The 25,743-nt window shown below is 71.1% G+C and carries 22 protein-coding genes; 13 read left to right on the top strand and 9 right to left on the bottom strand.

What is annotated here, in order from left to right; all coding sequences use genetic code 11:
* Positions 1–45 precede the first annotated feature (45 nt).
* The 3 genes from ACFT9I_RS20480 to ACFT9I_RS20470 are packed head-to-tail and all read left to right on the top strand — an operon-like array spanning position 46 to position 3,640.
* The gene (locus tag ACFT9I_RS20480; RefSeq protein ID WP_382566151.1) at positions 46–1,149 is read left to right on the top strand and encodes a pyridoxal-phosphate dependent enzyme; all 1,104 of its coding nucleotides are present in this window, start codon (positions 46–48) and stop codon (positions 1,147–1,149) included.
* Positions 1,146–2,399: an ATP-grasp domain-containing protein gene (locus ACFT9I_RS20475; protein WP_382566099.1), complete on the top strand. Its 1,254-nt coding sequence runs from the start codon at positions 1,146–1,148 to the stop codon at positions 2,397–2,399. The genes ACFT9I_RS20480 and ACFT9I_RS20475 overlap by 4 nt, the downstream gene beginning before the upstream one ends.
* Positions 2,396–3,640, top strand: coding sequence for an MFS transporter (locus ACFT9I_RS20470; RefSeq protein WP_382566097.1), 1,245 nt, complete (start codon positions 2,396–2,398; stop codon positions 3,638–3,640). The genes ACFT9I_RS20475 and ACFT9I_RS20470 overlap by 4 nt, the downstream gene beginning before the upstream one ends.
* A 21-nt stretch (positions 3,641–3,661) precedes the next feature.
* Here ACFT9I_RS20470 and ACFT9I_RS20465 read toward each other — a convergent pair whose 3' ends face one another.
* Complete coding sequence (locus ACFT9I_RS20465; protein WP_382566150.1) at positions 3,662–4,363, bottom strand: sigma-70 family RNA polymerase sigma factor; 702 nt, start codon at positions 4,361–4,363, stop codon at positions 3,662–3,664.
* A 126-nt stretch (positions 4,364–4,489) separates the two neighbouring features.
* Positions 4,490–5,167: a hypothetical protein gene (locus ACFT9I_RS20460; protein ID WP_382566095.1), complete on the bottom strand. Its 678-nt coding sequence runs from the start codon at positions 5,165–5,167 to the stop codon at positions 4,490–4,492.
* Positions 5,168–5,434: 267 nt separating this feature from the next.
* On the opposite strand from ACFT9I_RS20460, the gene ACFT9I_RS20455 reads away from it, so the two are divergent.
* The 7 genes from ACFT9I_RS20455 to ACFT9I_RS20425 all read left to right on the top strand — a co-directional run bounded on the left by ACFT9I_RS20455 (position 5,435) and on the right by ACFT9I_RS20425 (position 15,571).
* Positions 5,435–6,532: a ferric reductase-like transmembrane domain-containing protein gene (locus tag ACFT9I_RS20455; protein WP_382566094.1), complete on the top strand. Its 1,098-nt coding sequence runs from the start codon at positions 5,435–5,437 to the stop codon at positions 6,530–6,532.
* Between the two features lie 300 nt (positions 6,533–6,832).
* Positions 6,833–9,040: a hypothetical protein gene (locus tag ACFT9I_RS20450; RefSeq protein WP_382566092.1), complete on the top strand. Its 2,208-nt coding sequence runs from the start codon at positions 6,833–6,835 to the stop codon at positions 9,038–9,040.
* A gap of 146 nt (positions 9,041–9,186) precedes the next feature.
* On the top strand, positions 9,187–10,011 hold the full coding sequence (locus ACFT9I_RS20445) for an FHA domain-containing protein (RefSeq protein WP_382566090.1): 825 nt from the start codon (positions 9,187–9,189) through the stop codon (positions 10,009–10,011).
* 5 nt (positions 10,012–10,016) lie between these two features.
* Positions 10,017–11,234: a serine/threonine-protein kinase gene (locus ACFT9I_RS20440; RefSeq protein ID WP_382566148.1), complete on the top strand. Its 1,218-nt coding sequence runs from the start codon at positions 10,017–10,019 to the stop codon at positions 11,232–11,234.
* Positions 11,231–11,947 carry a hypothetical protein gene (locus ACFT9I_RS20435; RefSeq protein ID WP_382566088.1) on the top strand — a complete coding sequence of 239 codons (717 nt, stop codon included), beginning with the start codon at positions 11,231–11,233 and terminating at the stop codon, positions 11,945–11,947. Before ACFT9I_RS20440 ends, ACFT9I_RS20435 begins: the two co-directional genes overlap by 4 nt.
* A complete protein-coding gene (locus ACFT9I_RS20430) occupies positions 11,940–14,465 on the top strand; it encodes an Hsp70 family protein (protein WP_382566086.1) in 2,526 nt (841 codons plus the stop codon). The genes ACFT9I_RS20435 and ACFT9I_RS20430 overlap by 8 nt, the downstream gene beginning before the upstream one ends.
* A 23-nt stretch (positions 14,466–14,488) precedes the next feature.
* On the top strand, positions 14,489–15,571 hold the full coding sequence (locus tag ACFT9I_RS20425; RefSeq protein WP_382566085.1) for a hypothetical protein: 1,083 nt from the start codon (positions 14,489–14,491) through the stop codon (positions 15,569–15,571).
* 17 nt (positions 15,572–15,588) lie between these two features.
* Here ACFT9I_RS20425 and ACFT9I_RS20420 read toward each other — a convergent pair whose 3' ends face one another.
* From ACFT9I_RS20420 to ACFT9I_RS20395, 6 genes are all read right to left on the bottom strand, one after another.
* Positions 15,589–15,954, bottom strand: coding sequence for a PH domain-containing protein (locus tag ACFT9I_RS20420; RefSeq protein WP_363244683.1), 366 nt, complete (start codon positions 15,952–15,954; stop codon positions 15,589–15,591).
* 200 nt (positions 15,955–16,154) lie between these two features.
* Positions 16,155–16,970 (bottom strand): ABC transporter permease, encoded by an 816-nt coding sequence (locus ACFT9I_RS20415; RefSeq protein ID WP_382566083.1) that lies wholly within the window; start codon positions 16,968–16,970, stop codon positions 16,155–16,157.
* Positions 16,967–17,962, bottom strand: coding sequence for an ATP-binding cassette domain-containing protein (locus ACFT9I_RS20410; RefSeq protein ID WP_382566081.1), 996 nt, complete (start codon positions 17,960–17,962; stop codon positions 16,967–16,969). The genes ACFT9I_RS20415 and ACFT9I_RS20410 overlap by 4 nt, the downstream gene beginning before the upstream one ends.
* Before the next feature lie 431 nt (positions 17,963–18,393).
* Entirely contained in the window at positions 18,394–19,167 is a 774-nt protein-coding gene (locus tag ACFT9I_RS20405; RefSeq protein ID WP_382566080.1) for an ABC transporter permease, read from the bottom strand.
* Positions 19,167–20,693: an ABC transporter permease subunit gene (locus ACFT9I_RS20400; RefSeq protein WP_382566078.1), complete on the bottom strand. Its 1,527-nt coding sequence runs from the start codon at positions 20,691–20,693 to the stop codon at positions 19,167–19,169. Before ACFT9I_RS20400 ends, ACFT9I_RS20405 begins: the two co-directional genes overlap by 1 nt.
* On the bottom strand, positions 20,690–21,652 hold the full coding sequence (locus tag ACFT9I_RS20395) for an ABC transporter ATP-binding protein (RefSeq protein WP_382566076.1): 963 nt from the start codon (positions 21,650–21,652) through the stop codon (positions 20,690–20,692). The genes ACFT9I_RS20400 and ACFT9I_RS20395 overlap by 4 nt, the downstream gene beginning before the upstream one ends.
* Before the next feature lie 168 nt (positions 21,653–21,820).
* Here ACFT9I_RS20395 and ACFT9I_RS20390 point away from each other — a divergent pair, with 168 nt between their 5' ends.
* Both ACFT9I_RS20390 and ACFT9I_RS20385 read left to right on the top strand, forming a co-directional pair.
* Complete coding sequence (locus ACFT9I_RS20390; protein ID WP_382566075.1) at positions 21,821–22,996, top strand: sensor histidine kinase; 1,176 nt, start codon at positions 21,821–21,823, stop codon at positions 22,994–22,996.
* On the top strand, positions 22,993–23,679 hold the full coding sequence (locus ACFT9I_RS20385) for a response regulator (RefSeq protein WP_382566073.1): 687 nt from the start codon (positions 22,993–22,995) through the stop codon (positions 23,677–23,679). Before ACFT9I_RS20390 ends, ACFT9I_RS20385 begins: the two co-directional genes overlap by 4 nt.
* Before the next feature lie 64 nt (positions 23,680–23,743).
* Here the strand turns inward: ACFT9I_RS20385 and ACFT9I_RS20380 are convergent, their stop codons facing one another.
* On the bottom strand, positions 23,744–24,736 hold the full coding sequence (locus ACFT9I_RS20380) for an alpha/beta fold hydrolase (RefSeq protein ID WP_382566071.1): 993 nt from the start codon (positions 24,734–24,736) through the stop codon (positions 23,744–23,746).
* 353 nt (positions 24,737–25,089) lie between these two features.
* On the opposite strand from ACFT9I_RS20380, the gene ACFT9I_RS20375 reads away from it, so the two are divergent.
* On the top strand, positions 25,090–25,641 hold the full coding sequence (locus ACFT9I_RS20375) for a hypothetical protein (RefSeq protein ID WP_382566070.1): 552 nt from the start codon (positions 25,090–25,092) through the stop codon (positions 25,639–25,641).
* The last annotated feature ends 102 nt before the right edge of the window (positions 25,642–25,743 follow it).

Here is a 25,743-nt window from a genome sequence, read left to right as displayed (position 1 = left end):
GACGTCCGTACGCCACGCTCCACAGTCCTGGAGGACCCGTACGCCATGCCCCAGCTCAGCCCGACCACCCCCCGCCTGTCGGTCCCCGTGCACGACCACATCACCGACGCCATGAAAGCCCCGGCCTTCCTCCGGCTCTCCGAGAACGTGGTGCTGGCCCGCTTCGAGACCATGAAGGTGTACGCGGCGCTCGGCGCCGTACGCGAACTGCTCGAACGCGGCCGGGTCGTGCCCGGCCAGACCCTCGTGGACAGTTCGAGCGGCATCTACGCCCTCGCGCTCGCCATGGCCTGCCACCGCTACGGCCTGCGCTGCCACATCGTGGCCTCCACCACCGTGGACGCCACGATGCGCGCCCAGTTGGAGGTCCTCGGCGCGACCGTCGACCAGATGCCGCCGTCGCAGAGCCTCCGGCTAGACCAGGAGAGACGTGTCCGGCATGTACGCCAACTCCTCGACTCACGGCCGGACTTCCACTGGATGCGGCAGTACCACGACGGCGTGCACCACACCGGCTACCGCGAGCTGGCCGACCTCGCCGCCGCCGCGCTGCCCGGCGAGGACCTGACCGTGGTCGGCACCGTCGGCACCGGCGCCTCCACCGGCGGCCTCACCCGCGCGCTGCGCGCCGACGGCCGCTCGGTGCGGCTGGTGGGCATTCAGCCGTTCGGCAGTGTGACGTTCGGCAGCGAGGGCTTCAGCGATCCGGACGCGATCATCGCGGGCATCGGCAGCTCCATCCCCTTCGGGAATGTGCGGCACGAGCTGTACGACACCGTCCACTGGCTCGACTTCCGGCACGCCATGGCCGGTTCCGTCGCGCTGCTGCGGCAGCACGCGGTGTTCGCGGGGCTGTCGACCGGCGCCGCGCATCTCGTCGCGGGGTGGGAGGCGGCCGGCGATCCGCGCCGTACGCATCTCGTCCTCGGCGCCGACACCGGACACCGTTACGCGGAGCGGGTGTTCGCCCGGCACGCGGAGGCGTCCGACCCGAGCGCGCTGAAACCGGAACGGATAGACGAGCTGGCCGAACTGCGCCCGCCCTGGGCCGTGATGGAGTGGGCGGGCCGCCCCGCGCCGCCCGCCGCCGTCGTCACGCCAGAAGGCTCCGGGGGCTCCGAAGCCTCCGAAGGCGAGGCGGGCCGATGACCATCGCCGCCCTGGAAGCACTCTCCTTCGGCCTCGGGCGTACGGCACAGGCCGCCCGCGCCGCCGGGCACCGCTTCGTGCTGCTGACCGGCGACCGGGGCGTGTACCGGCACGAACTCGCCACCGTGAGTGGTGCGGACGTCATTGACGTCATCGACGTCGACACCTTCGACCCGGACGCCGTACGCCGCGCCCTCGCGAGCGTGCCCGACCTCGCCGGGCTGATCAACACGACGGACACCTGGAGCGTGCCCGCGGCCGACCTCGCACAGGAACTCGGATTGCCGGGTCCGGATCCGGAGGCCGTAAAACTTCTTCGTGACAAGGCGCGCGTACGGCAGACCCTGCATCGGGCGGGGTTGAGCGCCGGGACGTCGGTGGTGGTCGAACCCCGGCGGGAGAGCGCCGAGTCGGTGCGCGCGGGCGTCGGGCTGCCCGCCGTGCTGAAGGTGTCGGCGGGGACGTCGTCGCGCGACGTGTGGATCGTGCACGACGAGGAGGACCTGAACGCGGCGCTCGCGGAGGCCGAGGAACGCGATCGGAAGGCGGGCGGACAGGGGCTGAACGGGCGGCTGTTCGCGGAGCCGTTCCTCGCCGGGCCGCTCTACAGCGCCGAGACCCTGGGCTGGGAGGGGCACACCCGGCTGCTGGGCGTGCTGAGTCGGCAGACGTCGCGCCGCCCCGCCGTACGGGAGGAGGCCGCGGCCTTCCCGGTGGCTCTGCCGGACGACGAACTGGCCGCGATCGAGCGGTGGGTGGGCGACGTGCTCGCGGCGGCCGGGCACGATCAGGGCTTCGCGCACGTCGAGTTCGTCCTCACCCGGCGCGGACCGGAGCTGGTGGAGATCAACCGCAGGATCGGCGGCGCCCTGGTCGCCGAGGCCATGTGCCGCACGCTCGAAGTCAACGTGTACGAGGCGCTGGTGGACGTCACGCTGGGACGCCGCCCACGCCTGCTGGACGCGCCGCTGCGGCCGACCGGTCCGGCCGTCGCGTTCGTCCTCGTGTACGCGGACGAACCGGGCGTCCTGGAGGGGTGGGCCGGGCTGGACGGTCTGAACGCCTTTCCCGGTGAGGTGAGTTGGTACCCGGTGCGGGCACCGGGCGATGCCGTGCCGCACGTGGGCGACCAGCGCGGATGTACGGGCATGGTCCTCGCGGAGGCGGCGACGGCGGAGTTGGCGCAGCACCGGGCGTGGAGCGCGGCGACGACGGTGCGGCCGGTGATGAAGACGGCCGAGCGGGGGTGAGGCCGCCACGCCGTCCGGCGGGATCTCTGACGAGTCCTCAAGTCTTCCTGCTCGGCGGCTCGTTCCTCATCACCCTCGGCAGCTTCGCCGTACTCCCGTACATGTCGGTGCTCCTCCACGACCGTTTCGGGCTCGGCCTCGGGGTGGTGGGCGTCGTGCTGGCCGTCGCGTCGCTGGTGCAGTTCTCCGGCGGGGTCGTCGGGGCGGCGCTGGCGGCCCGGATCGGGCTGCGGGCCACGATGCTGGTGGCGCTCGCCGTACGTACGGCGGGCTTCGCCGCGTTCGTACCGGGCCTGACCCGGCCGGTCGTCGCGGTGGCCGCGCTGTTCCTGGTCTCGTGCGGCGCCGCGCTGTACCTGCCCGCCAACAAGGCTTATCTGGTGGCGGGTTGTGGGCCGGAGCGGCGGCCGGGGCTGCTCGCGGCGAGCGGTTCCGCCTTCAACGCGGGCATCGCGCTGGGGCCGCCGGCGGCGGCGCCGTTCGTACTGACGTCGCCGGGCGGGCTGTTCACGGGCGTGGCTGTGCTGTTCGCGCTGGTGGGGGCGGGGCACGCGCTGCTGCCGTCGGTGGCGGACGACCGGGCGGCGGAGGAGGGGGCCGAGGGTGAGCGAGCCGGCGAGGACAGGGGCGTGGAGAGCGGTGCGGTCTCCGGCCGCCACCTCCCGCCCTTCGCCTTCACCGTCCTCGCCGTCTACGTCTTCATGTTCTTCCAGCACTACCTCGCCCTCTACGCCGTGCCCCGCACCTCCACCGCCTTCTACGGCACCGTCCTCATGGGTTACGCGATCCTCCTCGTCGTCGCCCAGCCCCTCTTCGCCCGCCGCCTCGCCGCCCTCCCGTACGCCACCGCGCTGCGGCTCGGCTTCGGCGCGATGGCCGCCGGTACGGCCGTGCTCGCGCTCGGCGGCCGGGCGGGGATCGCGGTCGGCGCGGTGCTGCTCTGCCTCGGCGAGATCGTCCTCTTCCTGAAGAACGACCTGGAAGCCCTGGACCGGTCCACCGCCCCCTCCGCGACGGTCTTCGGCAGACAGCGGCTGGCGGCCGGGCTCGGGGCGTTCGCGGCGGCCGTGGTCGGCGGGCAGTTGTACGGGGTGGCCGAACGGGCTTCGGCGGTACCGGTGTTCTGGGTGGTGGTCAGCGCGCAGGCGGTGGTGCTGCCCGCGCTGCTGGTGGTGTGCGTGGCCGGGGCAGCGCGGCGCCGCACGGGAGGCGAGCCGGTCGGGGCCCGCCTCCCGCGCTGAGGTGTGTGCCTCAGACGGCCTTCACATGGCCATGACCGGCACCGTGCTCTCCGGGCTCTCCGGGCTCTTCGGGTTCTCCGTGCTCTCCGGGTTCTGCGGGTTCTGCGGGTTTCCCGGGTTCTGCGCGCTCTCGTCCTCCGGCTCCCACACTGCCGCGAGATCCCGCCGGGCGCGGGCGACCCGGGACCGTATCGTCCCGACCGGGCAGCCCAGCGCGTCGGCGGCCTCCGCGTACGACAGCCCGAGGAGGCGGGTCAGTACGAACGCCTGACGGCGACCCGGATCCATCGCGGCGAGCGCGTCCGCGAGCGCCACCGACTCCTCGAAGCCCGGCAGATGACGTGGCTGGGCACGGTCCGCGACGGTCACCCAGTCCGTGGTGTCGGCGATCCGGGGCCGTACGGCGGCGCGCCGGTACCGGTCGACGACCACGCGGCGCGCGATCGCCAGCAGCCAGACGCGCGCGCAGGAACGCCCAGCGAAGCGCGCGAGGCTCGCCAGCGCCCGCAGGTACGTCTCCTGGGTGAGGTCGTCGGCGCCGCGCACGTCGGCGCTGAGGTGCGCGACGAAGCGGCGTACGTCGTCGTACGTGGCGCGTACGAAGAGTTCGGCCGCCCGCCGGTCACCGAGACCGGCGGCCAGGGCCCACGCGGTGATCTCGGAGTCGTCGGCGGTGTTGGCGGTGTTGGCGGCGCGTGGGTGTCTGCCGGTGGTCGGATGTATGCGGGTGGGGGGTATGCGCGTGGGCACAGGGGTGTGCAGGGCAGCAGGTATCACGAGACGTCCTTCGCGTCCGGGCCGCGTGGCCCGTGGAATCAGAGCGGTGGTGTGCGTGGAGCGGAGAAGCGCTCAGGACGGAAGGAGTGGCGGCCCGCGCCGCGACACGACGTGCAGGGGCGGGAGTTGGGCCGGGGGCCGGATCGGCCGGTAGGCGACGGGGGGCGCGAGCACCGGGAGGTACGTCGGCCCGCCGCCGCTCAGCACCGCGTGGGCGAAGCGGAGCCGCTCGTACACGAACAGCCCGAGGGTGCCCATCAGTTGTACGAAGGCGCGGTCGCCGCGCCACAGCCACAGGCCGCACACGAGGCCGGCGAGCAGGTGGGCGCCGATCATGCCGGAGCCGAGGCCGGAGGTGTCGAGCAGTCCGGTCAACCCGTTCAGGCTGAGGAGTTCACCGAAGGCCTCGTGCGTCATCTCGCCGCTGCCGCTGCCTGTGCCGCCGCCTTCATGGCCGCTGCCATGCCCGACGTGGCCGCCGGGCGGCCGGGGATGCAGGCCGCTGAACACGGCGTGCAGCAGCAGCTGTCCGGCGGCGCTCGCCGCGACGATCGCCGCGACGCCGCGTTCCTTCCGGGACAGCAGCCAGCCCGCGCCGCAGACCGGCAGGAAGGCGAGGGCGAGCACGCGCGGCGGCAGCGGGCCACCGGACGACAGGGCGTGGCCGAGCCCGGACACCAGGACACACACGGCGGCGAAGACCGCGGTGCGTGCGAGGCGGAGTGCGGGTCCGGCTCCCATGGCCGTCATGGTGCCAGCGTGACAGGGCTGTCGCGAAAGGACACCTGATGGGTATACATCGGATGTTCACGCGCTATGCGGGGACAAGGAGTTGGTGTGATCCAGCTCACATGAAGACCTCGGGAACTTCTTGGCCCCGGCCACCGACACCTCCAACAGACAGTACGACCGCGCGCACCCACGCACGACCGCATCACTGCAACATCGCACGACCGCATCACCGCATCACCGCACCAACTCCGTACGACGGAAGATGACGGAACCGGAGACCGCCCGATGAATCCGCCCCCAGAGCCCGTGACACCCGACGCAGAGAAGACCCCGGCTTCGAGCCCGGCGGCCAAGGCCGAAGCCGAGACCAAGGTCGAGGCCGACGCCAAGGTCGAGGCCAAGGCCAAGGCCAAGGCTGAGGTCGAGACCCCGGCCGCCGCGGCTCCCGCGAGGGCCACCGCCACCACCTCGCCCACGCCGCGCGTCACCCTCCGCTCGGACCTGCGGGCGAGCTGGCTCGACGGCACGGTCGCCCTGGTCGTGACGGCCGCCGTCTTCGTCATCCTCTACGTCCGGATCAAGTCGGAGGCGTCCTCCACCCTCACCGTCATGCCCTTCATGGCGGACACGGGCGAGTTCTGGATGTACTACCTCAGCCAGGCGTTCGGCTGGTCCGCGCTCCTCTGGGCGTGGGGCACCGTCGTCATCGGCCTGCTGCTCTCCGGCCCGCGCCCCGCGCGCCTGCCGCTCTCCGGCCCCCGCCTGGAGCGGCTGCACCGCACCACCAGCCTCAACACGATCGCGCTCATCGTCGCCCACGCGCTGCTGTTCGCCGCCGAGTTGATCTACCAGGACACCGACTCCTGGCCCTCGCGGGTGGGCAGCGCCGTACTGGAGACGTTCATCCCCGGCGGCTACAACTCCGGCACCGGCGTCTGGGCCATGCCGATCGGCCAGGCGGCCCTCTACCTCGCGATCCCGCTCGGCCTGCTCTTCTACGTACGCCACCGCATCGGCCCGAAGACGTGGCGGATCATGCACCGCTTCGTGCTCGTCGTGTACGTCCTGAGCGTCTGGCACACCCTGCTGTACGGCACGAACGTCTGGTACGACGGAGCCTTCCGCAACACGGTGTGGCTCCTCCAACTCCCGCTCGCCGCACTCTTCCTGCTCCGCCTCCTCCGCCCGGCCCGCCGCTCGGAACGCCTCGCGTCGCCGAGCGCGCACCAAGGGTCGAAGGCCGGCTGGAGCCTGCGCATGTCGGGTCGGGTGGCGGTCGTGGCCATCATCGGTGTCCTGGTCGCGGTGATCGCCTCGGGACGTGACGGCGGGCGTACGGTGCCGCCGGAGGACACGTCGTCCACGCACGTGCACGACGAGTGAGACGAGTGACCGGGTGAGTCGGGTAGGACGAGTGACCGGGTGCCGGCCGGCGTCGGCGCCGGCGCCGGCGGCCAGGTGCGTGCGACCAACCGGACCGTCCCCTTCCGCGCCGTAACATCCGTATCTTCCCCACCTCCCGCACCTCCTTCACCACCCTTCCCGCCCCCTTCGCCCCCGCCCGGGTCGCACGCTCAACCGGGCCCGGCGAAGGGGGCGTTGCCCATGTGAATTCCATGCGGTTGCCATGGAGCACGGCACCTGAGGTCGCCATACTTTCCAGAGGGAACACCCACCCTCGACATGGTCGATTCGGAGCGTGCTGTGATCGACGAGACGACAGCGGGCCTGCTGGAGGCGGCAGGTCCGCAGATGTACCGGCGGAACTCGTTCCGTATCACCGGCCTGCCCACTTCCGCCGACCGGCGGACCGTGCGGCAGCGCCAGCAGCGCATCACCCCCGCGCTCGAACTCGGCGCCGACGTCGATCTCGGGCACTCGCTCCCCGTCCGGCTGGACGACGTCCGTGGCGCCTTCGACCGCATACTCGGCGATCCGCGCCGCCGGCTGGTCGACGAACTGTTCTGGCTCTGGGACGGGAACGGGGCCGGGGGCGGGGCGGCGAACGGGAACGGGTCGGCCGACGGCAGCGCGTCCACCTGCCCCTGCCCCAAGACGCTGCACCACGACCACGACGCGGCCGTGCGCGCACACAGCGCCGCGCTCGACCTGGAGGTCGAGAACGCCGCCCTGTCGTCGGGACAGCGCCTCGACGAGGTCACCCAACTCTGGTCCAACGCGGCTCGGTTGTGGGGCCAGGTGCTCCGCCGCGCCGTGTTCTGGGACCACGTACGGCACCGCATCTCCGTACTCGACGACCGGCAGCTCGACGAGTCCGTGATCGACACGCTCCGGGACGCGCTGCCGGCCATCCTCGTCAAACCGCTCATCGAGCTGGCCGCGGCGGCGTCGACGCCCGCCGACCGGGCCCGGCTCGCTCTCCGGGCACGGGACTGGCCCCTCGTACCGGCCAACCTGGTCGACGACCAGCTGGAGGAGGCCGCCGCGCCTCACTACGAGTCGCTCCGCGCGACCGCGAAACGGGCGTCGTCCCAGTTGGAAGGGGGGAACTGGGACGGCGCCGCGGCCGAGGCGTACGACCACGCCCTGCCCGCACTGGCCCGGCTGGAGGCCCTGGTCCCGTACGCCAGGCACCGCCGTACCGCGAGCGCCCGCAACGATGTCGCGGTGCTGCTCAACAACTGCGCCACCGCCGCCGCCGATGTGCTCGGTCCGGCCGCGAACCTGAACGCGTCGAAGTGGTTCCGTACGGCAGCCGAACTGGCGACGGACCCGGTCACCCAGCAGACGATCAGGACGAACCGTGACGGCCTGACCGAGATGATGACCACCTTCACGCAGATCAAGGCGCAGGTCGACCAGTTGGTCGCCGCCGGCCATGTGCATCTGGCCAGAACGCTGCTGCTGAGGGTCAAGAGCCAGCTGGCCGGCGGACCGGGGACCGAAGAGATCGACCGGATGCTGGCGAACCTCCGGGTCCGGCCCGGTACGTACACGCAGCGAAGCAGCGGTGGCGGGGTTCGGGCCCTGGCCTGGGCCGTGCTCCTCGCCCTGGGGATCCTCTTCGCGGCGTGGATCGGGGGGTACTTCGACGGCGGGGACTCCGGCTCCGGCGCCGGGTCGGTGAGCGGCACCGCGGTCGTGTCCGCGGCGGAGATCACGGACAACAGCCCGGTGGGCAGCTGCATCGGGCAGGAGTCGGACTGGGAGCCCGGCGCACGCGAGGTGGACGTGGTCTCGTGCGACGACCCGCACTGGGGGGAGGTGGTGGCGTACGTACCACTGGTGGACCTGGAGTCCAGGTACCTGACGGCGGAGTACCCCGGAATCGACCAGGCGGTGGCGCTCTCCCGGTTCCGGTGCGAACGCGCCCTCGCCGAGTTCCGTCCGGACGACACGACGATGACGGTCAAGTACGCGACCCCGGGCAAGGAGGACTGGGACCCGTCGGGGCCGACGCTCGACGAGTACACGACGTGCGTGGCGCACCGGCTGGACAACCAGAACATGACGTCCTCGGACCGGGTGAACGTGGACGCGCCGGCCTTTCCCACGTCCGTGCCGATGTCCACGTTCGCCGGGAGCATAGCGGCCAACGCGCCGGTGGGATCGTGCGTGGAGAGCAAGACCGACCTCGCCGTCACGACGACGGATCTCCCCATCGTGCCGTGCGAGGAGCCCCATTGGGCCGAGATCGTGGGCTATCCCGTTCTGTACGCGGACGACGCGGGTAAGTGGCCCGGCGACAAAGCCGTCTTCGCGCGGGCGCAGACGGCTTGCCAGACGCTGACGGGGGGCCTGACCAACGACCTGAGCCTGCACGTCACTTATCCGGCCTCGGACTGGTGGACCAGTCCGGACCGCCCGATCTACGCCATGTGTGCCGTGTCCTACCTGGCCGACAACACCTTCACCGGCGGACTGCGATGACACGATCGCCGGATGGACGGCTGCCGGAGGAACCACTGCCGGACGGACGGCCGTCTGAGGGTCGACTGCCGGACGGGCGACCGGCCGAGGGCCGGCTGCCGGATGGGCGACCGGTCGAGGGCCGGCTGCCGGACGGGCGACTGCCGATGATGACCACGGAGGAGAAACGGGTGGTGGGGGTCAAGGGGGCGGCTCTGCGCGTCAGTTCGCCGGAGGGCGGGCAGAGCGTCTTCGAGCTGAGCGGCGTGTCGGTCACCGTCGGGCGCGCCGTGCCCGAGCGGGCTCCCGACGTGGGTCTCGGACCGGATCCGCAGCGCTGGGTCGGCCGGCTGCACTGCACGCTCGACTTCGCCGACGGCATGTGGTCGGTGACGGACAACGCGAGCGTCAACGGGACGCTGCTGAGACATGGCGACGCCATCGAACGTCTCCAGGCGCGCAAGCGCATACAGCACGGGGACACCGTGCTGATCCTCGGCGACATGGACCCCGAAGGGGAGCCGGTGTACTGGGAGTTGACCTTCCTGGACCCGCACACCACCCGGCCGGCGCCGTTCGGTTCGCCGTCCGACGTACGCCACACCGGCCCGTGCCTGCGGTACGACTGGGTGGCCGCCAGGGCGTACCGCAACGTGGACGGCGAGGAGACGCTGATCACCGGACTGCGGCCGCAGGGGCATCAGTTGCTGCGCTACATGGCAGGGCGCAGCACGAGCGGCGCGGCCGTCGCGTGTGAACACGCCGAGCTGATCACGGCGTTGTGGGGCGCGCACGAGGAGTGGGCGCCGCACCGCTCGTACAGCAGGGCGGACATCGCGGGGGTCGTACGGGCCGTACGGCGCTGTGTGGAGGCGGATCCGTCGAATCCGAAGATCCTGGAGACGGTGACGGGGATCGGGTACCGCCTCAACGTCCTTGCGGGCGGGGGCAGTACGGGGACAGCAAGGCCTACGGGGAAACAGGGGGCGTGACGGGGATGACACTGCTCGTCAGTGGTGACCGGGTCAGCGACACCCTCGTGATCGACCGCTCGCTGGGTGAGGGCGCGTTCGCCGAGGTCCACCGGGTGCGCCACGAGTATCTCGGCTGGCAGGCGATGAAGCTGTTCAAACGGGTCGCCTCCAAGGAGGAGACGGTACGGATGCTGGACGAGGCCCGGCTGCTGTCGACGCTCGGGCACCCGAACATCGTCCGGGTCTTCGACGCGAACACCGTGCGTACTCCCGAGGGTGTGCGGGGCTTCTTCACGATGGAGTACGTCGCGGGCGGCAGCCTCGAACGACTGGCCGCCGCGCACAAGTCGATGGTGCCCAGGGACCTGGTCGCCGAGGTGATCACGCAGATCGCGAGCGGTCTCGCCGTCGCGCACGACCAGGATCCGCCGATCGTGCACCGGGATGTGACCATGGCCAATGTCCTTGTCGGCTACGACGGGACGGGCATGCGGGTGCGGGTGAGCGACTTCGGGCTGGCGAAGCGCGCCGATCCGTTCACGCATCTGGCCAGCGCCCAGGGGACGTACGCCTTCATGGCGCCCGAAGTGATGCGCAACCAGGGCTACTCGTGCGCCAGCGACGTGTGGTCGGTCGGTGTGATCGCGTATCTGCTGCTGACGAACCGCTTTCCGTTCCATCAGGGCGGGGAGGAGTTCTCGTCGTTCTCCTTCGGCCGGTTCAACCGGTCGCTGCTGCCGCCGAGCAGCTACAACGACGAGGTCGACGCGGACCTGGACCGCATCGTGCTCGCCATGCTCGAACTCGACCCGCAGAACCGGCCGGCCACGGCCCAGATCCTCGGGGACGCGCTGCGCGAACGCGCGGAGGCGGTGGCGGCCGTGGCGGCCGATGCGGCGGGCAGGTCCGTCGGATCCGCCGACGCCTCCGGCCACTCCAACTCCAACTCCAACTCCGATTCCGATTCCGATTCCGATTCCGATTCCGACGGCTCTGCCGGTTCCTCCGCGTCCGGGACTTCGCGCGCGGGCGGGGAGCCCAAGTCCGTAACCAAACGTCCCAACAGGCCGCCCACGCAACGCGCACGGCGGCTGGCCGAAGAAGCACTCGCACTGGCCCGCTCGCCGGGGGAACTCGACCGCGCCGCCGACCTCATGGAGGAGGCCGTCAACTTGTCGCCGTACCTGCGCGACCTGCATCTGTCCAAGCTCACGCTGTGGCGCCGGGGGGTGATGATGTGAGCGGGCGGCTGTCCCGGCTGCGGGCGGACCTGCGACAGCGGCGGCACCACCGCGCGTTCCGGATCGCGCCGCTGCCGTGGGACGAGCCGTCGCGCGAGGAACTGGAGCGGCTGCTCGCGGGGGTGACGGCGATGGCGGCGTCGGCGTCCGTGGTGTCGACGGAGTCGGGCGTCGGCGATGATCCCCGACCGGCCGCCCAACAGGCGCCTCCCGATGAGCCGTTGGACGAGAAGGCGCTCGCCGATGCCGCGACGAATCTGTGGCGTGCCCAGCGCAGGCTCTCCCGCCAGGGTGAGGAGGCGTCCACGCGCTCCCGGCAGACCGGCCGCTATCTGCGTTCGTGCCGCGAGGCGCTGGACGACGCCGGGCTGCTGGTACAGGAACACGAGGGCGACGCGTTCCACGCCGGTCGGTCGCTGGAGGCGCTGGCCTTCGAGGACGATCCGTCGCTGACGGCCGACACCGTACGGGAGACCATCCGGCCGACGATCTATCTGCACGGCCGTCGTATCCAGATGGGTCAGGTGATCGTGGGCTGTCCGCCCAAGGCGTCTGAGCCTGCCCCGTCTGAGTCTGCACCGTTTGAGCCTGCACCGTCCGAGCCCGAGGACTCCGTCCCCGTGGCTGCCCCTGCCTCCTCCCCTGTCTCTTCCTCTTCCCCTGTCTCAGAAGCACCGTCCAGCTCGGACCACGAGAGGACCGATCATGCGTGACACCGTCGACTTCGGTATCGACCTGGGTACGACCAACAGCGCCATCGCCGTCGTCGAGGGCGGCGGTGTGTCCGTCATCAAGAACAACGACGGCTGGGACATCACACCCTCGGCGGTCTGGATGCCCAAGGAGGGCCGGGTCCACGTCGGCCGCGCGGCGCGCGACTGGGTGGAGAAGGACCCGGCCAACGCCACCGCCGAGTTCAAGCTGGAGATGGGTCTGGCCGACTCGCGGAAGGTCTTCGAGACCGCCGGGGTCTCTTTCACCCCGCCGCAGCTCTCCGCCGAAGTGCTCAAGTCGCTCCGCGCGGACGCCACACACCACTGCGGCTCCGCGCCCGAATCGGCGGTGATCACCGTCCCTGCGGCCTTCGCGCTGAATCAGAACAAGGCCACCATCGAGGCCGCGAAGCTCGCCGGCTTCACCGCCGCCTGCCCGCTGGTGCAGGAGCCGACGGCGGCGGCGTTCGCGTACGGCTTCCAGGACGCCACCGACCGCGCGTACTGGATGGTGTTCGACTTCGGCGGCGGCACCTTCGACGCCGCGCTGGTCAGCAAGCGCGACGGCGACCTGCGGGTGCTCAACCACGCGGGGGACCCGTACCTCGGCGGCAAGCTGATCGACTGGGCGCTGATCGAGCGGCTGCTGGTGCCCGCAGCCGTTTCGCAGCTCGGGCTGGCGGACATGCGCAGGGACAACCCGAAGTGGCGTGCGAACTTCGCGAAGCTGAAGCGCGCGGCCGAGGACGCGAAGATCCACCTCTCGCGGCGCAACCAGGTCGAGCTGCTGGTCGACCTCAACGACGGTGACGGCAACCCGGTCACCTTCGAGCACACGCTGACCCGCGGTGAACTCGACTCGGTCGCCGAACCGTTCTACGTCCGGGCGATCAACCTGTGCCGCGACGCGCTCGCAGAAGCGGCTCTCGGTCCGGACGACATCGACCGTCTGCTGCTCGTCGGGGGCGTCACGCTCTCGCCCGGCCTGCGCGAACGGCTGGCCGACCCGCGCCACGGCCTCGGGATCGAACTGGACGTCAGCCTCGACCCGACCACGGTCGTCGCCCGTGGCGCGGCGATCTTCGCCAGCACGGTCCGGATCCCGCAGTCGAAGTCGGCGCCGGTCCCGGCCGGGCAGTTCGCCGTCGAGCTGTCGTACGAGCCCAGTGTCACCACCCTCCAGCCCACGGTCGGCGGTCGTCTGCGTGGCTCGTCGGAGTCGGGGGCAGGTGCGGGCGCGGATTCCGGGGCGGCGTCCGGGGCGCCGGTGAACTGGACCGGGTACACGGTCACGTTGAACAACCCGCAGGGCCAGCCGCCGTTCCGCACCGCCGCCATCTCGGTGAACGCGGAGGGTGTCTTCGTCACCGACGTCGCCGTCGACCCGCACACCACCTCGAAGTTCTTCGTCGAGCTGACCGACCCGTCGGGCGCACGGTGCGAACTCACCTCCAACACCCTGTCGATCACCCACCGGGACCTGGAGTTCGGCGGCGTACGGCTCGCGAACTCGCTCGGCATCCAGCTCGCCGAGCAGGTCTTCGCGCCCATGCTGCGCAAGGGCGCCACCCTGCCGACCTCGGTGCGTGAGGTGTTCCGTACGTCGGCGGCCCTGCACCGCTCCGACGCCGACGCGACGATCCGCATCCCGGTCATCCACGGCGAACGCAGCCGGGCCGACCGCAACCGTACGGTGGGAATGCTGGAGATCCGGCCGCGTGACATCCGGATCGACCTGCCGGCGGGCAGCGAGGTCGAGGTGACGGTCGAGGTCGACAGGTCCAGCATGGTGACGGTGATCGCCGATGTGCCGCTGGTGCAGGCGCAGTTCGAGGCCGAGATCGACCTCGACAACATCCGGACCAAGGATCCCGAGGTGCTGCGGGACGACCTGGACGAGGCGGAGGGACGGCTGGCGGCGCTGCGCGGATTCGTGGCGGACGCGGGCTCGGCGGACGCCGAGCGTCGGCTGGCCAAGCTGGACGAGGAGCGGTCCGTCAGCACCGCCCGCGACCAGGTGGAGGCGGCGGCCGTGGACAACGGCGCGGCGGCCACGGCGGAGGAGCGACTGCGCGATCTCCAGGCCGAGTTGGACGACATCGCGGACGCGGTGGGGCTGCCCGGTCTCGTACGGGACCTGCGGGCCTCGCTCGCCGAGGCCGACGAACTCGTGCGCCAGCACGGCGACACGGCCGACCGGCAGGAACTCGCCGCGATCCGGAGCCGGGCCGACGAGGCGATCAACGCGCAGGACTCGGTCGCCGTGCGAGGGCTCATCGACCGGACGGGGACGCTGCTGTTCGAACTTGAGCGGCGGAGCCCCGACTGGTCGGTGAAGCTGTTCTACACGCTCCAGGAGATGCTCCGGTCGTCCGGGCAGGCGGGGCCGCTCATCCAGGAGGGGCAGCGCGCCATCGCGGCGAACGACCGGCAGGGACTGGACGCGGTGAACCAGCGCCTGTACCGGCTGCTTCCGAAGGATGAGCAGGAGAAGGTCGTCTGGCTGGGCAGGTCATGAGCGGCGTGGGCGAGGTGAGTGAGGTGACCGAGGTGACTGACGACTCGGTGGACGCGCGGGCCCTGAGCCTCCAACTGGCCGTGAACCGGGCACACTCGGCGGCACGGGCGGGGGATCTTGCCCTGGCGGCGCGACTGCTGGACGAGCTGGGCGAGTTGGACTGGCCGGACGCGGGGCGGGTCAGCCTTGAGAAGGCCGACACGGAATCCGGTGCTGACCGGGCAACGGTGCTGGCCGCGCTCAATCTGCGCGCCAAGGTGCATGCCCAGCGAGGTGAGTTGGCCGAGGCGGACGCGTGCTGGTCCCGGGTGGAGGCGCTCGCGCCCGACGACCCGGACGCGGCGGCCGGCCGCCGTACGCTCGCGAAGATCGCCGCCGGACGTCGGCACGCCCGCCCCGTCGTCCACACCGGCCGGGTCGCGGTGATCGCCGCCGCGCTGGTGGGGGCCGCGCTGATCGGCGGTGGCGGCTGGCTCTTCGCGAACGCCGACGACGGTGAGGGCGGCGAGGGCGGCGATGGCGGCCGGGCCTCGAAGTCGGTGGCCGAGTCGGACACCGGATCGGAGCGGCTGAGGGTGGAGTCGCGTCGTGCGGACGAACTCAAGGCGCGGCTGGCGGCGATCGAGGACGGCTTCACGGCCGACGCCGAGCAGCGCGACAGCACGCTCGACGAGGTCGCGAAGCGGCTGGCGATGCCGGGCGTGGAGATCCGGCGCCATGCCGAGGACGTCCAACTGGTGTTCAGTACCGGGGTGTTCCCGTACGACTCCGTGATCAGCCCGGAGGGCGCCGAGGCGCTGACGGAGATCGGCCGCAGGCTGGCCGACCTGGAGTCCGAGGCGGGTACGGGGGTGGAGACCACGGTGGTGGGTCACTCCGTCGCCGTGCCCGGCGGGGCCCCGAGCGGCGGATCGGTCGTCGCGCTGAACCGCGCCCGGGTCGCTGCCCAGTATCTGGCGCAGGACAGCGACCTGCGGCTGACGGACTTCCGGCTGGTCAGCGCGGACCAGCGGCGGGGCCCCTTCCCCGCGACGGACGCGAACGCGCCTCGCAACCGTACGGTCACGCTGCTGATCACCCCGAAGGAGCCACGCCCCGCGCCCTGACCTACCCGCCTACTTACCTACCGTGCCGCGAACTGCGTGAGGATGGCCTGCACTTCGTAGATGTCGACGCCCTTGGTGAAGGTCTTCTGGATCGGCACCGAGGCGCCGGAGAGCCAGATCTTCAGCTCGGCGTCGAGATCGAACGTGCCGGCCGTCTCCACGGCGAAGTGCGTGATGCTCCGGTACGGGATGGAGTGGTACTCGGTCTTCTTGCCGGTTATCCCCTGCTTGTCGACGAGGATCAGCCGCCGGTCGGTGAAGAGGATGCTGTCGCGGATCAACTGGTACGCAGCGTGCACCTGTTCGCCCTGCCCCAGCAGGCGCGCGTAGTCCTGCTGAGCGGTGGCCGGATTGATGGTGTGTGCGTTGCCGAACAGCGCCATGTGAGTCCCCCATTTATCCAAGTTGCACGATCTTCGTACTATACCGGCGGACCGGTCAGGGGCCAGAAGTCGTCGCAGCGGCGGCCGGCTGCGAGCATCGCCGCCACCCGCGAGATCGTCGCGGTATGGCGGCGTGGCGTCCGACTCTCCCCCTGATGGCCAACATCTCCAAGGAAGTTGAGCGGACTCGCTCGGTGGTCTCAGCTCTGGCCGGGGTCGCGGTTGTAGAGCTTTCGGGCCCAGAGGTAGGCGAGGAGGGCGATGGTTGTGCTCCAGGCGGCGGTGAGGGCGGCGTTGTTGCCGATGGGTGTTCCGGTGAGGAGTCCGCGGAGGGTTTCCATGACGGGGGTGAAGGGCTGGTACTCGGCGAACCAGCGGAGCCCGGTGGGCATGGAGTCGGTGGGGACGAACCCGCTGCCGAGGAACGGCAGCAGCGTCAGGGGCATCGGCAGGTTGCTGGCGCCTTCGACGGTCTTGCTGACCAGGCCGAGAGCGACCGACAGCCAGATGACCGCGAAGGCGATCATCCCCAGGATCCCCAGCGCCGCAAGCCATTCCACCGGGGTCGCGTCGCTGCGGAACCCGATGACAAGCGCCACGGCCACCACGATCACCATCGCGATCACGGTCTGGACGAGACTCCCGACGACGTGCCCCGTCAGTACAGAGGCACGGGAGATGGACATGGTGCGGAAGCGGGAGATGATCCCCTCGGTCATGTCCATCGCGACGGAGACCGCGGTGCCCTGGGCGACGGCGGCGACGGTCATGAGCAGGATCCCGGGCATCACGTAGACGATGTACTCACCACGACCACCCCCCGCCCCACCGCCCGCCCCGCTGGTGGGGCCGAGTCCGTTGCCGATGGCGCCGCCGAAGACGTAGACGAACAGCAGCAGGAACACCACCGGCATCCCCGCCAGCAGCACCGTCATCGACGGATAGCGCAGCATGTGCCGCAGATTGCGCCGCAGCATCGTCGCCGAGTCCGTCAGCGTGTGGTTGAGAGAACTCATCGGGTCACAGCCTTCCCGGTCACAGGGCGGGTGGGGGTGGACTGGGGCTGTCCGGTCAGGGCGAGGAACACATCGTCCAGATCCGGGGTGTGGACGGTCAGTTCCTTCGCCTCGACGGATTCGGCGTCAAGGAGTTCGAGCAGGGCGCGCAGGGAGGGGACGCGTCCGTCGCTGGGCACCTGCAGGGTCAGTGCGTCCTCGTCACGCGGGAGGTCGTCCAGGGTCCGCGACAGGACCCCCACCGCCGTCTCGAAGGCGGTGGTGTCGGTGAACCGCAACTGGACGTGCCCGCCGGGGACCAGGCGTTTCAGCTCCCCGGGTGTGCCCTCGGCGACGAGGCGCCCGTGGTCCAGCACCGCGATCCGGTCCGCGAGCTGGTCGGCCTCCTCCAGATACTGCGTCGTCAGGAAGATCGTCACCCCCTGGTCCGCGACCAGGGAGCGGATGATCTCCCACATCGTGCGCCGGCTCCTCGGATCGAGCCCCGTCGTCGGCTCGTCGAGGAAGATCACCCGGGGGTCACCGACCAGCGTCATCGCCAGATCCAGCCGCCGCCGCATCCCGCCCGAGTACGCCGACACCACCTTGTCCGCCGCCCCGGCCAGATCGAACCGCTCCAGCAGCTCCTCCGTCCGCCGACGCCCCACGGCACGCCCCAGATGACGCAGATCCGCCATCAGGCGCAGGTTCTCCCGGCCGCTCAACAACCCGTCCACCGCCGAGAACTGACCCGTCACCCCGATCACCGACCGCACACCCTCCGGCTCACGCCCCAGATCATGACCCCCCACCCGCACCACCCCACCATCAGCACCGATCAACGTCGACAGAATCTGCACCACCGTCGTCTTCCCCGCACCATTAGGACCCAGCAACGCAAACACCGAACCCTCCACCACCTCCAGATCAACACCACCAAGAACAACCTTCTCGCCGAATGATTTTCGGAGTCCGACGGCGCTGATCGCCGATGCGGAGTGCTGGTTGGTCATGAGTCCTCGTTTCGTTGGAGATGGGCATGGCGGAGAAGGGCATGCCGGATCGAGGTCTGGGCATCGCATCGGACACCAGTTCGATCAACTGTGGATGGGCGGTCGCGCTTCCGGGGTGTACGGCTGGTCAGTCGTGCCGGACGCCGATGCGGCCGTAACGCCATAGTGGCATCATGATGGCGTCATGGCAAGGCTCTCTGGCTCAACCGTGCTGCACTCTTGGCTCAACCGCTCATCGCCACCCGGTGTCATCGCAGGTGAGGGGCCCTTCTCGGTATGAGTTGACGCGCCCCATCCAATAGCGCCAACCACCAGCTGCCCGGCCGCCGACGCCCGGCCGGATGCCACGCGGCGGCACCCAATGGCACCGACTGGCGCAGGGACTGGCGCCCATCCCCGTCAGATGGCACCGGCCGCCGTCGGCAGCGGACTCACGCGTCGCGCAGCTTGAACACCGCCGCCCCCGCCAGCAGCCCGGCTCCCGCCCAGCCGGCCAGGACCGCGAGGCCCGACCAGGGGCCGATGGGCAGGCTGTCCAGGTTCTTGGTCGCCTGAACGGCCAGCCCCGCCGAGGCGGGGGCCCACTCCCGTATCCGCTCCCGCCACTCCTCGTTGCCCACCAACTCGACCACGGCGGGCAGTGCGTAGAGCAGTCCGAGCACCGTCGTGATCGCCCCGGCCGTGTCCCGTACGAGCGCGGCCACGCCCAGAGAGAGCAGAGCTATCAGGCCGAAGTAGAGAACCGTGCCCACGGCGGCACGCAGGGCCGGTTCCTCGGAGAGGGAGAGCGGCGCCGCACTGAAGCCGTTGCCGGGCAGGATGAGCCGGCCGGCGAACAGTGAACCGAGGACGGCGACCGTCCCCGCGGCCAGTGCGGCACCCGTGACGACCGCCGCCTTGGCGGCGAGGACACGAGCCCGGCCCGGCACCGCCGTCAGCGTGGCGTGAATGGTCCCGGTCCCGTACTCACTGCTCATCGCCAGCACCCCGAACGCGGCCACCGCCGCCTGGCCGAGCCAGATGCCGGTGAGGCTGAGCTTGACGGTGTCCTCGTGGCACTCGTCCGGCGACGGACACTGGTCCGTCGACACCGTCCCCGTGGCCGCCGCCCCCAGCGCCACCGTCAGCGCGGCCACGGCGAGCAGCAGCCACCAAGTGCTCGGGACCGTGCGCAGTTTCGTCCATTCCGCGTGCAGTGCCCCCATCACGCGTCCCTCCGGCGCAGCCGCCAGACCGCCAGTCCCAGAAGCACGACCGCCCAGGCGCACAGCGCCGAGAGCCCTGCCCACGGGTCTTGCGGGTAACAGCCTTCCTCGGGCAGGCAGACGGTGTCCACGTGCTCGTACTCCGGGAGCGTCCGCTGCACCGCGAAGCCGGCGAGGGGGGTCAGCTTCATCACCCAGTGCGCGGTGCCGATGGGCAGTCCGGAGAGAAGGACGACCGGCAGGACGAGCGCGACCACGATCAACGTGACGGCCGCGGCCGTGTTCCGCAGGAGCGCGCCCACGGCCAGGGCCAGCACGGCGACGGCGGCCAGCAGCACGGCGGTGCCGACGACGGCGCGCAGCACGGGCCCGTCGGTGAGGGCCACGTCGGGATAGAAGACGGGGTTGGGCATCCGGTCGCGCAACTCGGGCTCGCTGAGCAGGAACGAGAGCACGGCGGCGACAAGTCCGGCCACGAAGGCGGCTCCCGCCAGGACGACGGCCTTGGCGGCGAGCACCCTGCCCCGGCGCGGACTGGCCGTAAGCGTCGTGAGGATCATGCCGCGCCGGTATTCGGCGGTGATGAACAGCACGCTCAGCGCCACCAGCGGAATGAGTCCTATCTGCGCCCCGGTGAGGGACTGCTGGGTGATGTCGACCTCCGGCGTGTGGGGCGCGATGTCGCCGGATCCCGTCAGTGTCCAGGTGCCGGACTTCTCCGTCGAACTGTCCGGTGTCCCCTTGGGGTCTCCGTTTCCGCCGACGGCCGCACCGACGTTGTCCTGACGCCAGGTGCCCTTTCCGCCGTCCACCGAGACGTGGTCGAAGGCCGCAGTGACCCGCGCGGGACGTCCTCCGACCGAGGTGGAGCCGAACTGCCGCTGCACCGTGGTCTCTCCGGGCGTGGCCACGAAGAGACCCGCCTGGGCGGTCTCCCGCAGTCCGGCGAGCCGCGCCGTGCCGACCTTCGTCCACGTCGAGCCGTCGGCCGACTCGTACGCGGTGAACTCCTCGCCCGAGCGGGTCAGTCGCACCCAGTGCGGCCGGTCACGGGAGACGGTGCCACCCGCGGTGTCGTGGGTGAAGTTGGACTGGAGCCGGACCCCGTGCTCCGGTGTGATCATGGCGGCCGCGTAGGGCGATCCCGGTTTCGTGCTCTCCTTGATCACCACTCCGGCCTTGGCCCACGGCTCGGCCGCCCGTCCTTCCCGGCCGCTGAGCGGGGACACCCGGGCGGTGATGCTGCCGTCGCCGGTCAGCGGCCGGTGGACGAAGGGAAAACCGTCGGAGACGACACCACCGTCCGGTCCCACCGGGGGTGGGGGGCGGTCGCCGCCGACGTCGCTGCCGCCGCTGAAGGCGGAGAGCAGCGAGACCAGCACCGTGATGACCACGGCGGCGAGGAGGGTGAAACCCCACCTGCGCACGGTGCGCAGCTTGGTCCACTCGGCGTGCAGCAGTTGCGGGAACCCGTCGCGCGCGGGGGGGAGTTCGGAACGGTAGGGGGTGACGGTGGGCGTGGTCATGAGCGGGTCCCCTCCGTCTCGTTCGGCGCGGCCGTGTCCGTGCCGGCCTCGACCGTGCGGAACTCGGCCGCGTCACGCGTCAGTTCCATATACGCCTCCTCAAGCGTCGCCCGGTGGGCGCCGACCTCCGAGAACGGCACCTGGCCCGCCGTCAGCAGCGCGACGATCCGCTCCGCCGGCATGCCGGTGACGGTGAGCGACCGCGGCCCGTCCGCCGCGACCGTCGCGCCCGCACGGGCCAGCAGCCCCATCGCCTCCGTACGCGCGGACGTACGCAACGCGACCCGGTCGCCCGAAGCGGCCGTCAGCAGCTCGGCGACGGAGGTGTCCGCGATGAGCCGGCCCCGCCCGACGACGACGAGATGATCGGCGGAGTCCTCCAGCTCGCTCATCAGATGGCTGGAGACCAGCACCGCGCGTCCCTCGCGCGCCAGCCCGCGCAGAAAGCCACGGATCCACCGGATCCCTTCCGGATCAAGGCCGTTGACCGGCTCGTCCAGCAGCAGCACCGGTGGGTCGCCGAGCAGCGCGGCCGCTATTCCCAGCCGCTGCCGCATGCCCAGCGAATAACCCCCCGCCCGGCGCCGGCCCGCCGACGCGAGGCCGACGCGCTCCAGCAGCTCGTCGACGCGCGAGGCCGGGAATCCGTGCGAGTGCGCGAGCCACAGCAGATGGTCCCGGCCGCGCCGACTCGGGTGCACGGCCGCCGCGTCCAGCAGCGCCCCCACCTCGGTCAGGGGCCGGCGCAGCGTCGCGTACCGCCGCCCGCCGATCAACGCCTTCCCGGAATCCGGCGCGTCGAGGCCCAGGAGCATACGCATGGTGGTGGACTTTCCCGCGCCGTTGGGTCCGACGAATCCCGTGACCTGACCCGGCCGCACGGTGAAGGACAGACCGTCGACCGCGACGGTCTGCCCGAACTGCTTGCGCAGCTCCTGAACTTCGATGGTTGCCTGCATGCTCAAAAGGCTAGGGAGCGGGGGTGCCCCGGGTCGTCACGCGACAGAGCGCACTTCGGCACCCCTGGCACGGGGGAGGAACCGCCGCCGGTATCGCTCGCGTGGGGGATGCGAAGAGGGCTGGTCAGGGGGACGCCAACGAGCCCTGGCGCCGGGAGAATGGTGGACGTGAGGCAAGAGATCAAGCGCGTGGCGAAGAGGATCGCCGGGTCGCCCGACCGACAGGTGGCGACCGGGGCGGGGCTCGCGCTGCTCGCGTGCGGGGAGACCGCGGTGCGCGGGGGAAGTATCGACACCGATCTCTCGTTCGCGCTCACGCTCGCGATCAGCACCACGACTCCGGCCGGGCTGCTGCGCACGCCGCTGGCGACCGCCGCCACCGTCGGCCTCACGGCCGCGGGTGTGGTGTCGCTCGTGAGTTTCCACCTGTTGACCGTCGGCGGGCTCGTCGCGCAGTTGCTCGCCCTGCACTGGCTGGCCCGCCGCGGCTCCCGCCGCCTCGCCGTGCTGCTGGTGCTCCCCTATGTCGCTACGGCCCTCGCGGGCCCGCAGATCAACGGGATACGGGTGTACGGGGTGGTGACGGCCGTGCTCGCGGCGGCGACGGTCGCGGACGGCACAGGCCGTCGTGCGCGCGCCGAGGAGGTGGCGCGTGACGCGAGCGAGCGGGCCGTCGCCGACACGCTCCACGAGCATGTGGCGCGGGGTGAACGGGCGCGTATCGCACGCGAATTGCACGACGTCGTCGCGCACCACATCTCGATGATCTCCGTGCAGGCGGAGACGGCCCGGCTGACCACGCCCGGTATGCCCGAGGCCGGGGCCAAGCGGCTGCGGGACATAGGTGACACGGCTCGCGCCGCGCTGACGGAGATGCGGCGGCTGCTCGGCGTGCTCCGTGAGGACGCGGGCACCCCGCCCGTCACCCGTCGGCCACAGCCGGGGCTCACCCAGCTCAACGAGCTGCTGGACGAGGCGCGTGAGGCGACCGGCGCCGCCACGCGGCTGATCGTCAGCGGACCGGTGGCACTGCTCGACCCGGGCATCGAGCTCACGACGTACCGCATAGTCCAGGAAGCCCTCACCAATGCCCGCCGGCACGCTCCGGGGGCGGCCGTCGATGTCGAACTGCGTTACCACCGGGAGGTGCTTGAGGTGCGGATCAGGGACAACGGCCCGGGACCACCGCCGGGATCTGGAGAGCGGTCCCCGGGGCACGGGTTGTTGGGCATGCGTGAGCGTGTCGCCGCGGTCGGCGGCGAGCTGCGCGCGGGTCCGGCACCCGGTGGCGGCTTCCTGGTGGAGGCGAGGCTGCCCCTCGCGGCGCCGGAGGCCGTCCGATGAGCACGCGCATCGTCATCGTGGACGATCACGAGCTGGTGCGGGCCGGCTTCGCCGGACTGCTCGCCACACAGGACGACTTCACGGTGTCCGGCACCGCGTCCGACGGCGCCGAGGGAGTGCGGGTCTGCCGCGAGCAGCGCCCCGACGTCGTGCTCATGGACGTCAGAATGCCGGTCATGGACGGCATCGAGGCGACCGAACGGATCTGCGCGGCGGCGGAGGACGGCGACGGTCCGCGCATCATCATCCTGACCACCTTCGACCTGGACGAGCATGTCTACGACGCCCTTGGCGCGGGGGCCAGCGGCTTCCTGCTCAAGGACGTCGCGGCCGAGCGGCTGTTCGACGCAGTGCGGGTGGTCGCCGCAGGGGAGGCGCTGCTCGCGCCGACGATCACCCGCCGCCTCATCGGCGAGTTCGCCCGGCTGCGCCGAAAGCCGGCCGCCGCGCCTGCCGCGTCGCTCGACGCGCTCACCCCGCGCGAGACGGAGGTGCTGCGGCTGATCGCCGAGGGCCTGTCCAACCCGGAGATCGCGGCCCGGCTGTTCGTCAGCGAGGAGACGGTGAAGTCGCACGTCAGCCGTGTGCTCAACAAACTCGGCCTGCGCGACCGCACGCAGGCGGTGGTCGCGGCGTACGAATCGGGCCTGATCGTGCCGGGCGTCGGCGGACAGGAGGGGTGAGGGATGGGCGGGAGGAGCGGACCGGGCAGCGGCCGGGACGTCGCGCCGCCGGACCGTGGACGGGTCAGGCCGGCAGGGGAGCGCCGAATACCTCCGGCTCGGCGGCGTAGGGCAGGGCTTCCAGCGGGCGGTCGGTACAGAAGCGCGCCATCAGGTCCGCGAAGTCGGCGATGCGTTCCACCGGGGCGAGGTGGTCCGTCTCCTCGATGGTCATGAACCGGGCCGCCGGCAGGCACGCGGCCATCGTGCGGCCCATGGCGGGTGTGGTCAGGGTGTCGTGCTCACCGGTGACGACCAGGCTGGGGACGGCGGGGGTCGGTTCGGGGCGGTACCACTCGTGGCGCATCAGCCGGGAGTTGTGCTCCGCGGACATGCGCAGCTGCTCGGGGTTCTGCGCCGCGATCTGCTGGTAGACGAGGCGGGCGACGGCGGCCTTCTTGCGTACGTGCCCGGTGCCGGGAGGCGACATGAAGCGGTCGGCGAGCTCACGGGCGATGGGCTCCGTCTCACCGCGTCGGATCATGCCGTCCCAACGCTCCATGGCCACCGCGTAGTCGGCCGGAATGACGGTGGTCATCCCGACGAGCATCATCCGTGCGAGGAGGTGGGGATAGTGCTGGGCGAACCGTACGCCGATGGCTCCGCCGTAGCAGGCGGCCACCAGGTTGACGCGGGGGATGCGGAGTTCCTGGACGACGTGGCGTACGGCGGCGGCGAGGAAGTCGACGCCGTACTTCGCGGGCAGGAAGTCGGCGGTCCCGTAGCCGGGGAGGTCGATGGTGATGACCGAGCTGAGGGGGGTGAGCCACTTCTCGTGCCGTTGCCACGAATGACGGTCCTGGGAAGACCCGCCCAGGATCACGATGGGCTCGGTGTCGAGCCGGCCCTGGCGGGCGACGCGGCAGGTGTAGCGGAACCCGCCGAAGGTCAGATCGTGTTCGACGATTTCCGCGTGCTGCCCGGCCCCGTCGGCCGTTCCGTCGGTGGACTGGGTCGGGAAGGAGAGGGCGGCGTCGGCGGTGGGGGTGCGTGAGCTGGTGATCGCGTCGGTGGGCACAGGCACAGGGTGGCTCCAAGGACTGAGGTGGGGGTCTCGCCGTCCGGCAAGTGCCCCTGCACGTCCCGCAGTGGCGGCACACCGGATCCGGACGCGAGCGAGCAGGAGCATTTCCGCTTCACTGCTCCTACCAACGACCAGAATTCGCCACGAAATCATCTGGGGACGGGTCTTGGGCAGAAAGTGGAACGGGATTCCCTCGTACGAGTTCCAGGAATTCGCGCACACCTGCGCCTTGCGGCCGGGTGCCCCACCGTTGGCCGGCTGTGACGGGCGCCAGTTCGACGGCGGAACGCGGGAGCGGAAAGAAAGGGGTGGATTGCCGGGTGACCTGGCGACGTAGGTTGACGGGCGTGGACGGACGGGGGCGGGGCTATCGGTATGTGGGGCCGGCGGATCTCGCGGCGGCGGTGAGGCGGCCGGGTCGCGAGGGCCGGGCGATCCGTTCGGCGGACGACCTCGACGACTGGCTGTCCGAACAGCCGGCGCCGGAGCGGCTGGAGCCGTTCACCTTCGTCGTCGACCTGGCCGGTGGGCTGCGGCTGGCGCCGCGCCGTAGCGAGCATGTGGCCTGCGCGGGCGGCGGCGACGAGGGGGACGAGGGGGACGGCGGGGGCACCGCGCGGGTTCTGGGCGCGGGGGAGATGACCTTCGGCCGCGAGGCGGGTCGTTGGGTGGTCACGGAGGTGAGCAACCAGTCGACGGGGTACTGCCCGGACGTCAGTTCGTGGCCTGCGGTCGCGGCGGCGGTCGAACGGGCGGAGGTCGCGCACCCGGGCGGGTACACGTACGAGGTGGTGTTCCGGCGCTGTCCGGGGTGTGGGGAGATCGGCATCGTTCGAGAGGGCGACTTCGTGTGCGTCTTCTGCGGCGGTGATCTGCCGAAGGTGTGGAACGTGGGGTAGTCGTTCGGCGGAGCTGGCCGGGTGGTGGCTGTTCTGTACATGTCGATGCGTGATAGGCAGCGAACACCGGAGGGCGGTGGCCTGCGGCTCCGTCCGTGGACG

It is taken from the genome of Streptomyces sp. NPDC057137 (genome assembly GCF_042670825.1).
Lineage (GTDB): Bacteria > Actinomycetota > Actinomycetes > Streptomycetales > Streptomycetaceae > Streptomyces.
This window is presented reverse-complemented; position numbering and strand designations above follow the sequence as displayed.

Bases quoted from the DNA above. Each gene is read 5' to 3' on its own strand.
- ACFT9I_RS20480 (WP_382566151.1), top strand. From the start codon at position 46: ATGCCCCAGCTCAGCCCGACCACCCCCCGCCTGTCGGTCCCCGTGCAC.
- ACFT9I_RS20475 (WP_382566099.1), top strand. From the start codon at position 1,146: ATGACCATCGCCGCCCTGGAAGCACTCTCCTTCGGCCTCGGGCGTACG.
- ACFT9I_RS20460 (WP_382566095.1), bottom strand. From the start codon at position 5,167: ATGACGGCCATGGGAGCCGGACCCGCACTCCGCCTCGCACGCACCGCG.
- ACFT9I_RS20455 (WP_382566094.1), top strand. From the start codon at position 5,435: ATGAATCCGCCCCCAGAGCCCGTGACACCCGACGCAGAGAAGACCCCG.
- ACFT9I_RS20450 (WP_382566092.1), top strand. From the start codon at position 6,833: ATGGTCGATTCGGAGCGTGCTGTGATCGACGAGACGACAGCGGGCCTG.
- ACFT9I_RS20445 (WP_382566090.1), top strand. From the start codon at position 9,187: ATGATGACCACGGAGGAGAAACGGGTGGTGGGGGTCAAGGGGGCGGCT.
- ACFT9I_RS20440 (WP_382566148.1), top strand. From the start codon at position 10,017: ATGACACTGCTCGTCAGTGGTGACCGGGTCAGCGACACCCTCGTGATC.
- ACFT9I_RS20430 (WP_382566086.1), top strand. From the start codon at position 11,940: ATGCGTGACACCGTCGACTTCGGTATCGACCTGGGTACGACCAACAGC.
- ACFT9I_RS20420 (WP_363244683.1), bottom strand. From the start codon at position 15,954: ATGGCGCTGTTCGGCAACGCACACACCATCAATCCGGCCACCGCTCAG.
- ACFT9I_RS20415 (WP_382566083.1), bottom strand. From the start codon at position 16,970: ATGAGTTCTCTCAACCACACGCTGACGGACTCGGCGACGATGCTGCGG.
- ACFT9I_RS20410 (WP_382566081.1), bottom strand. From the start codon at position 17,962: ATGACCAACCAGCACTCCGCATCGGCGATCAGCGCCGTCGGACTCCGA.
- ACFT9I_RS20405 (WP_382566080.1), bottom strand. From the start codon at position 19,167: ATGGGGGCACTGCACGCGGAATGGACGAAACTGCGCACGGTCCCGAGC.
- ACFT9I_RS20400 (WP_382566078.1), bottom strand. From the start codon at position 20,693: ATGACCACGCCCACCGTCACCCCCTACCGTTCCGAACTCCCCCCCGCG.
- ACFT9I_RS20395 (WP_382566076.1), bottom strand. From the start codon at position 21,652: ATGCAGGCAACCATCGAAGTTCAGGAGCTGCGCAAGCAGTTCGGGCAG.
- ACFT9I_RS20385 (WP_382566073.1), top strand. From the start codon at position 22,993: ATGAGCACGCGCATCGTCATCGTGGACGATCACGAGCTGGTGCGGGCC.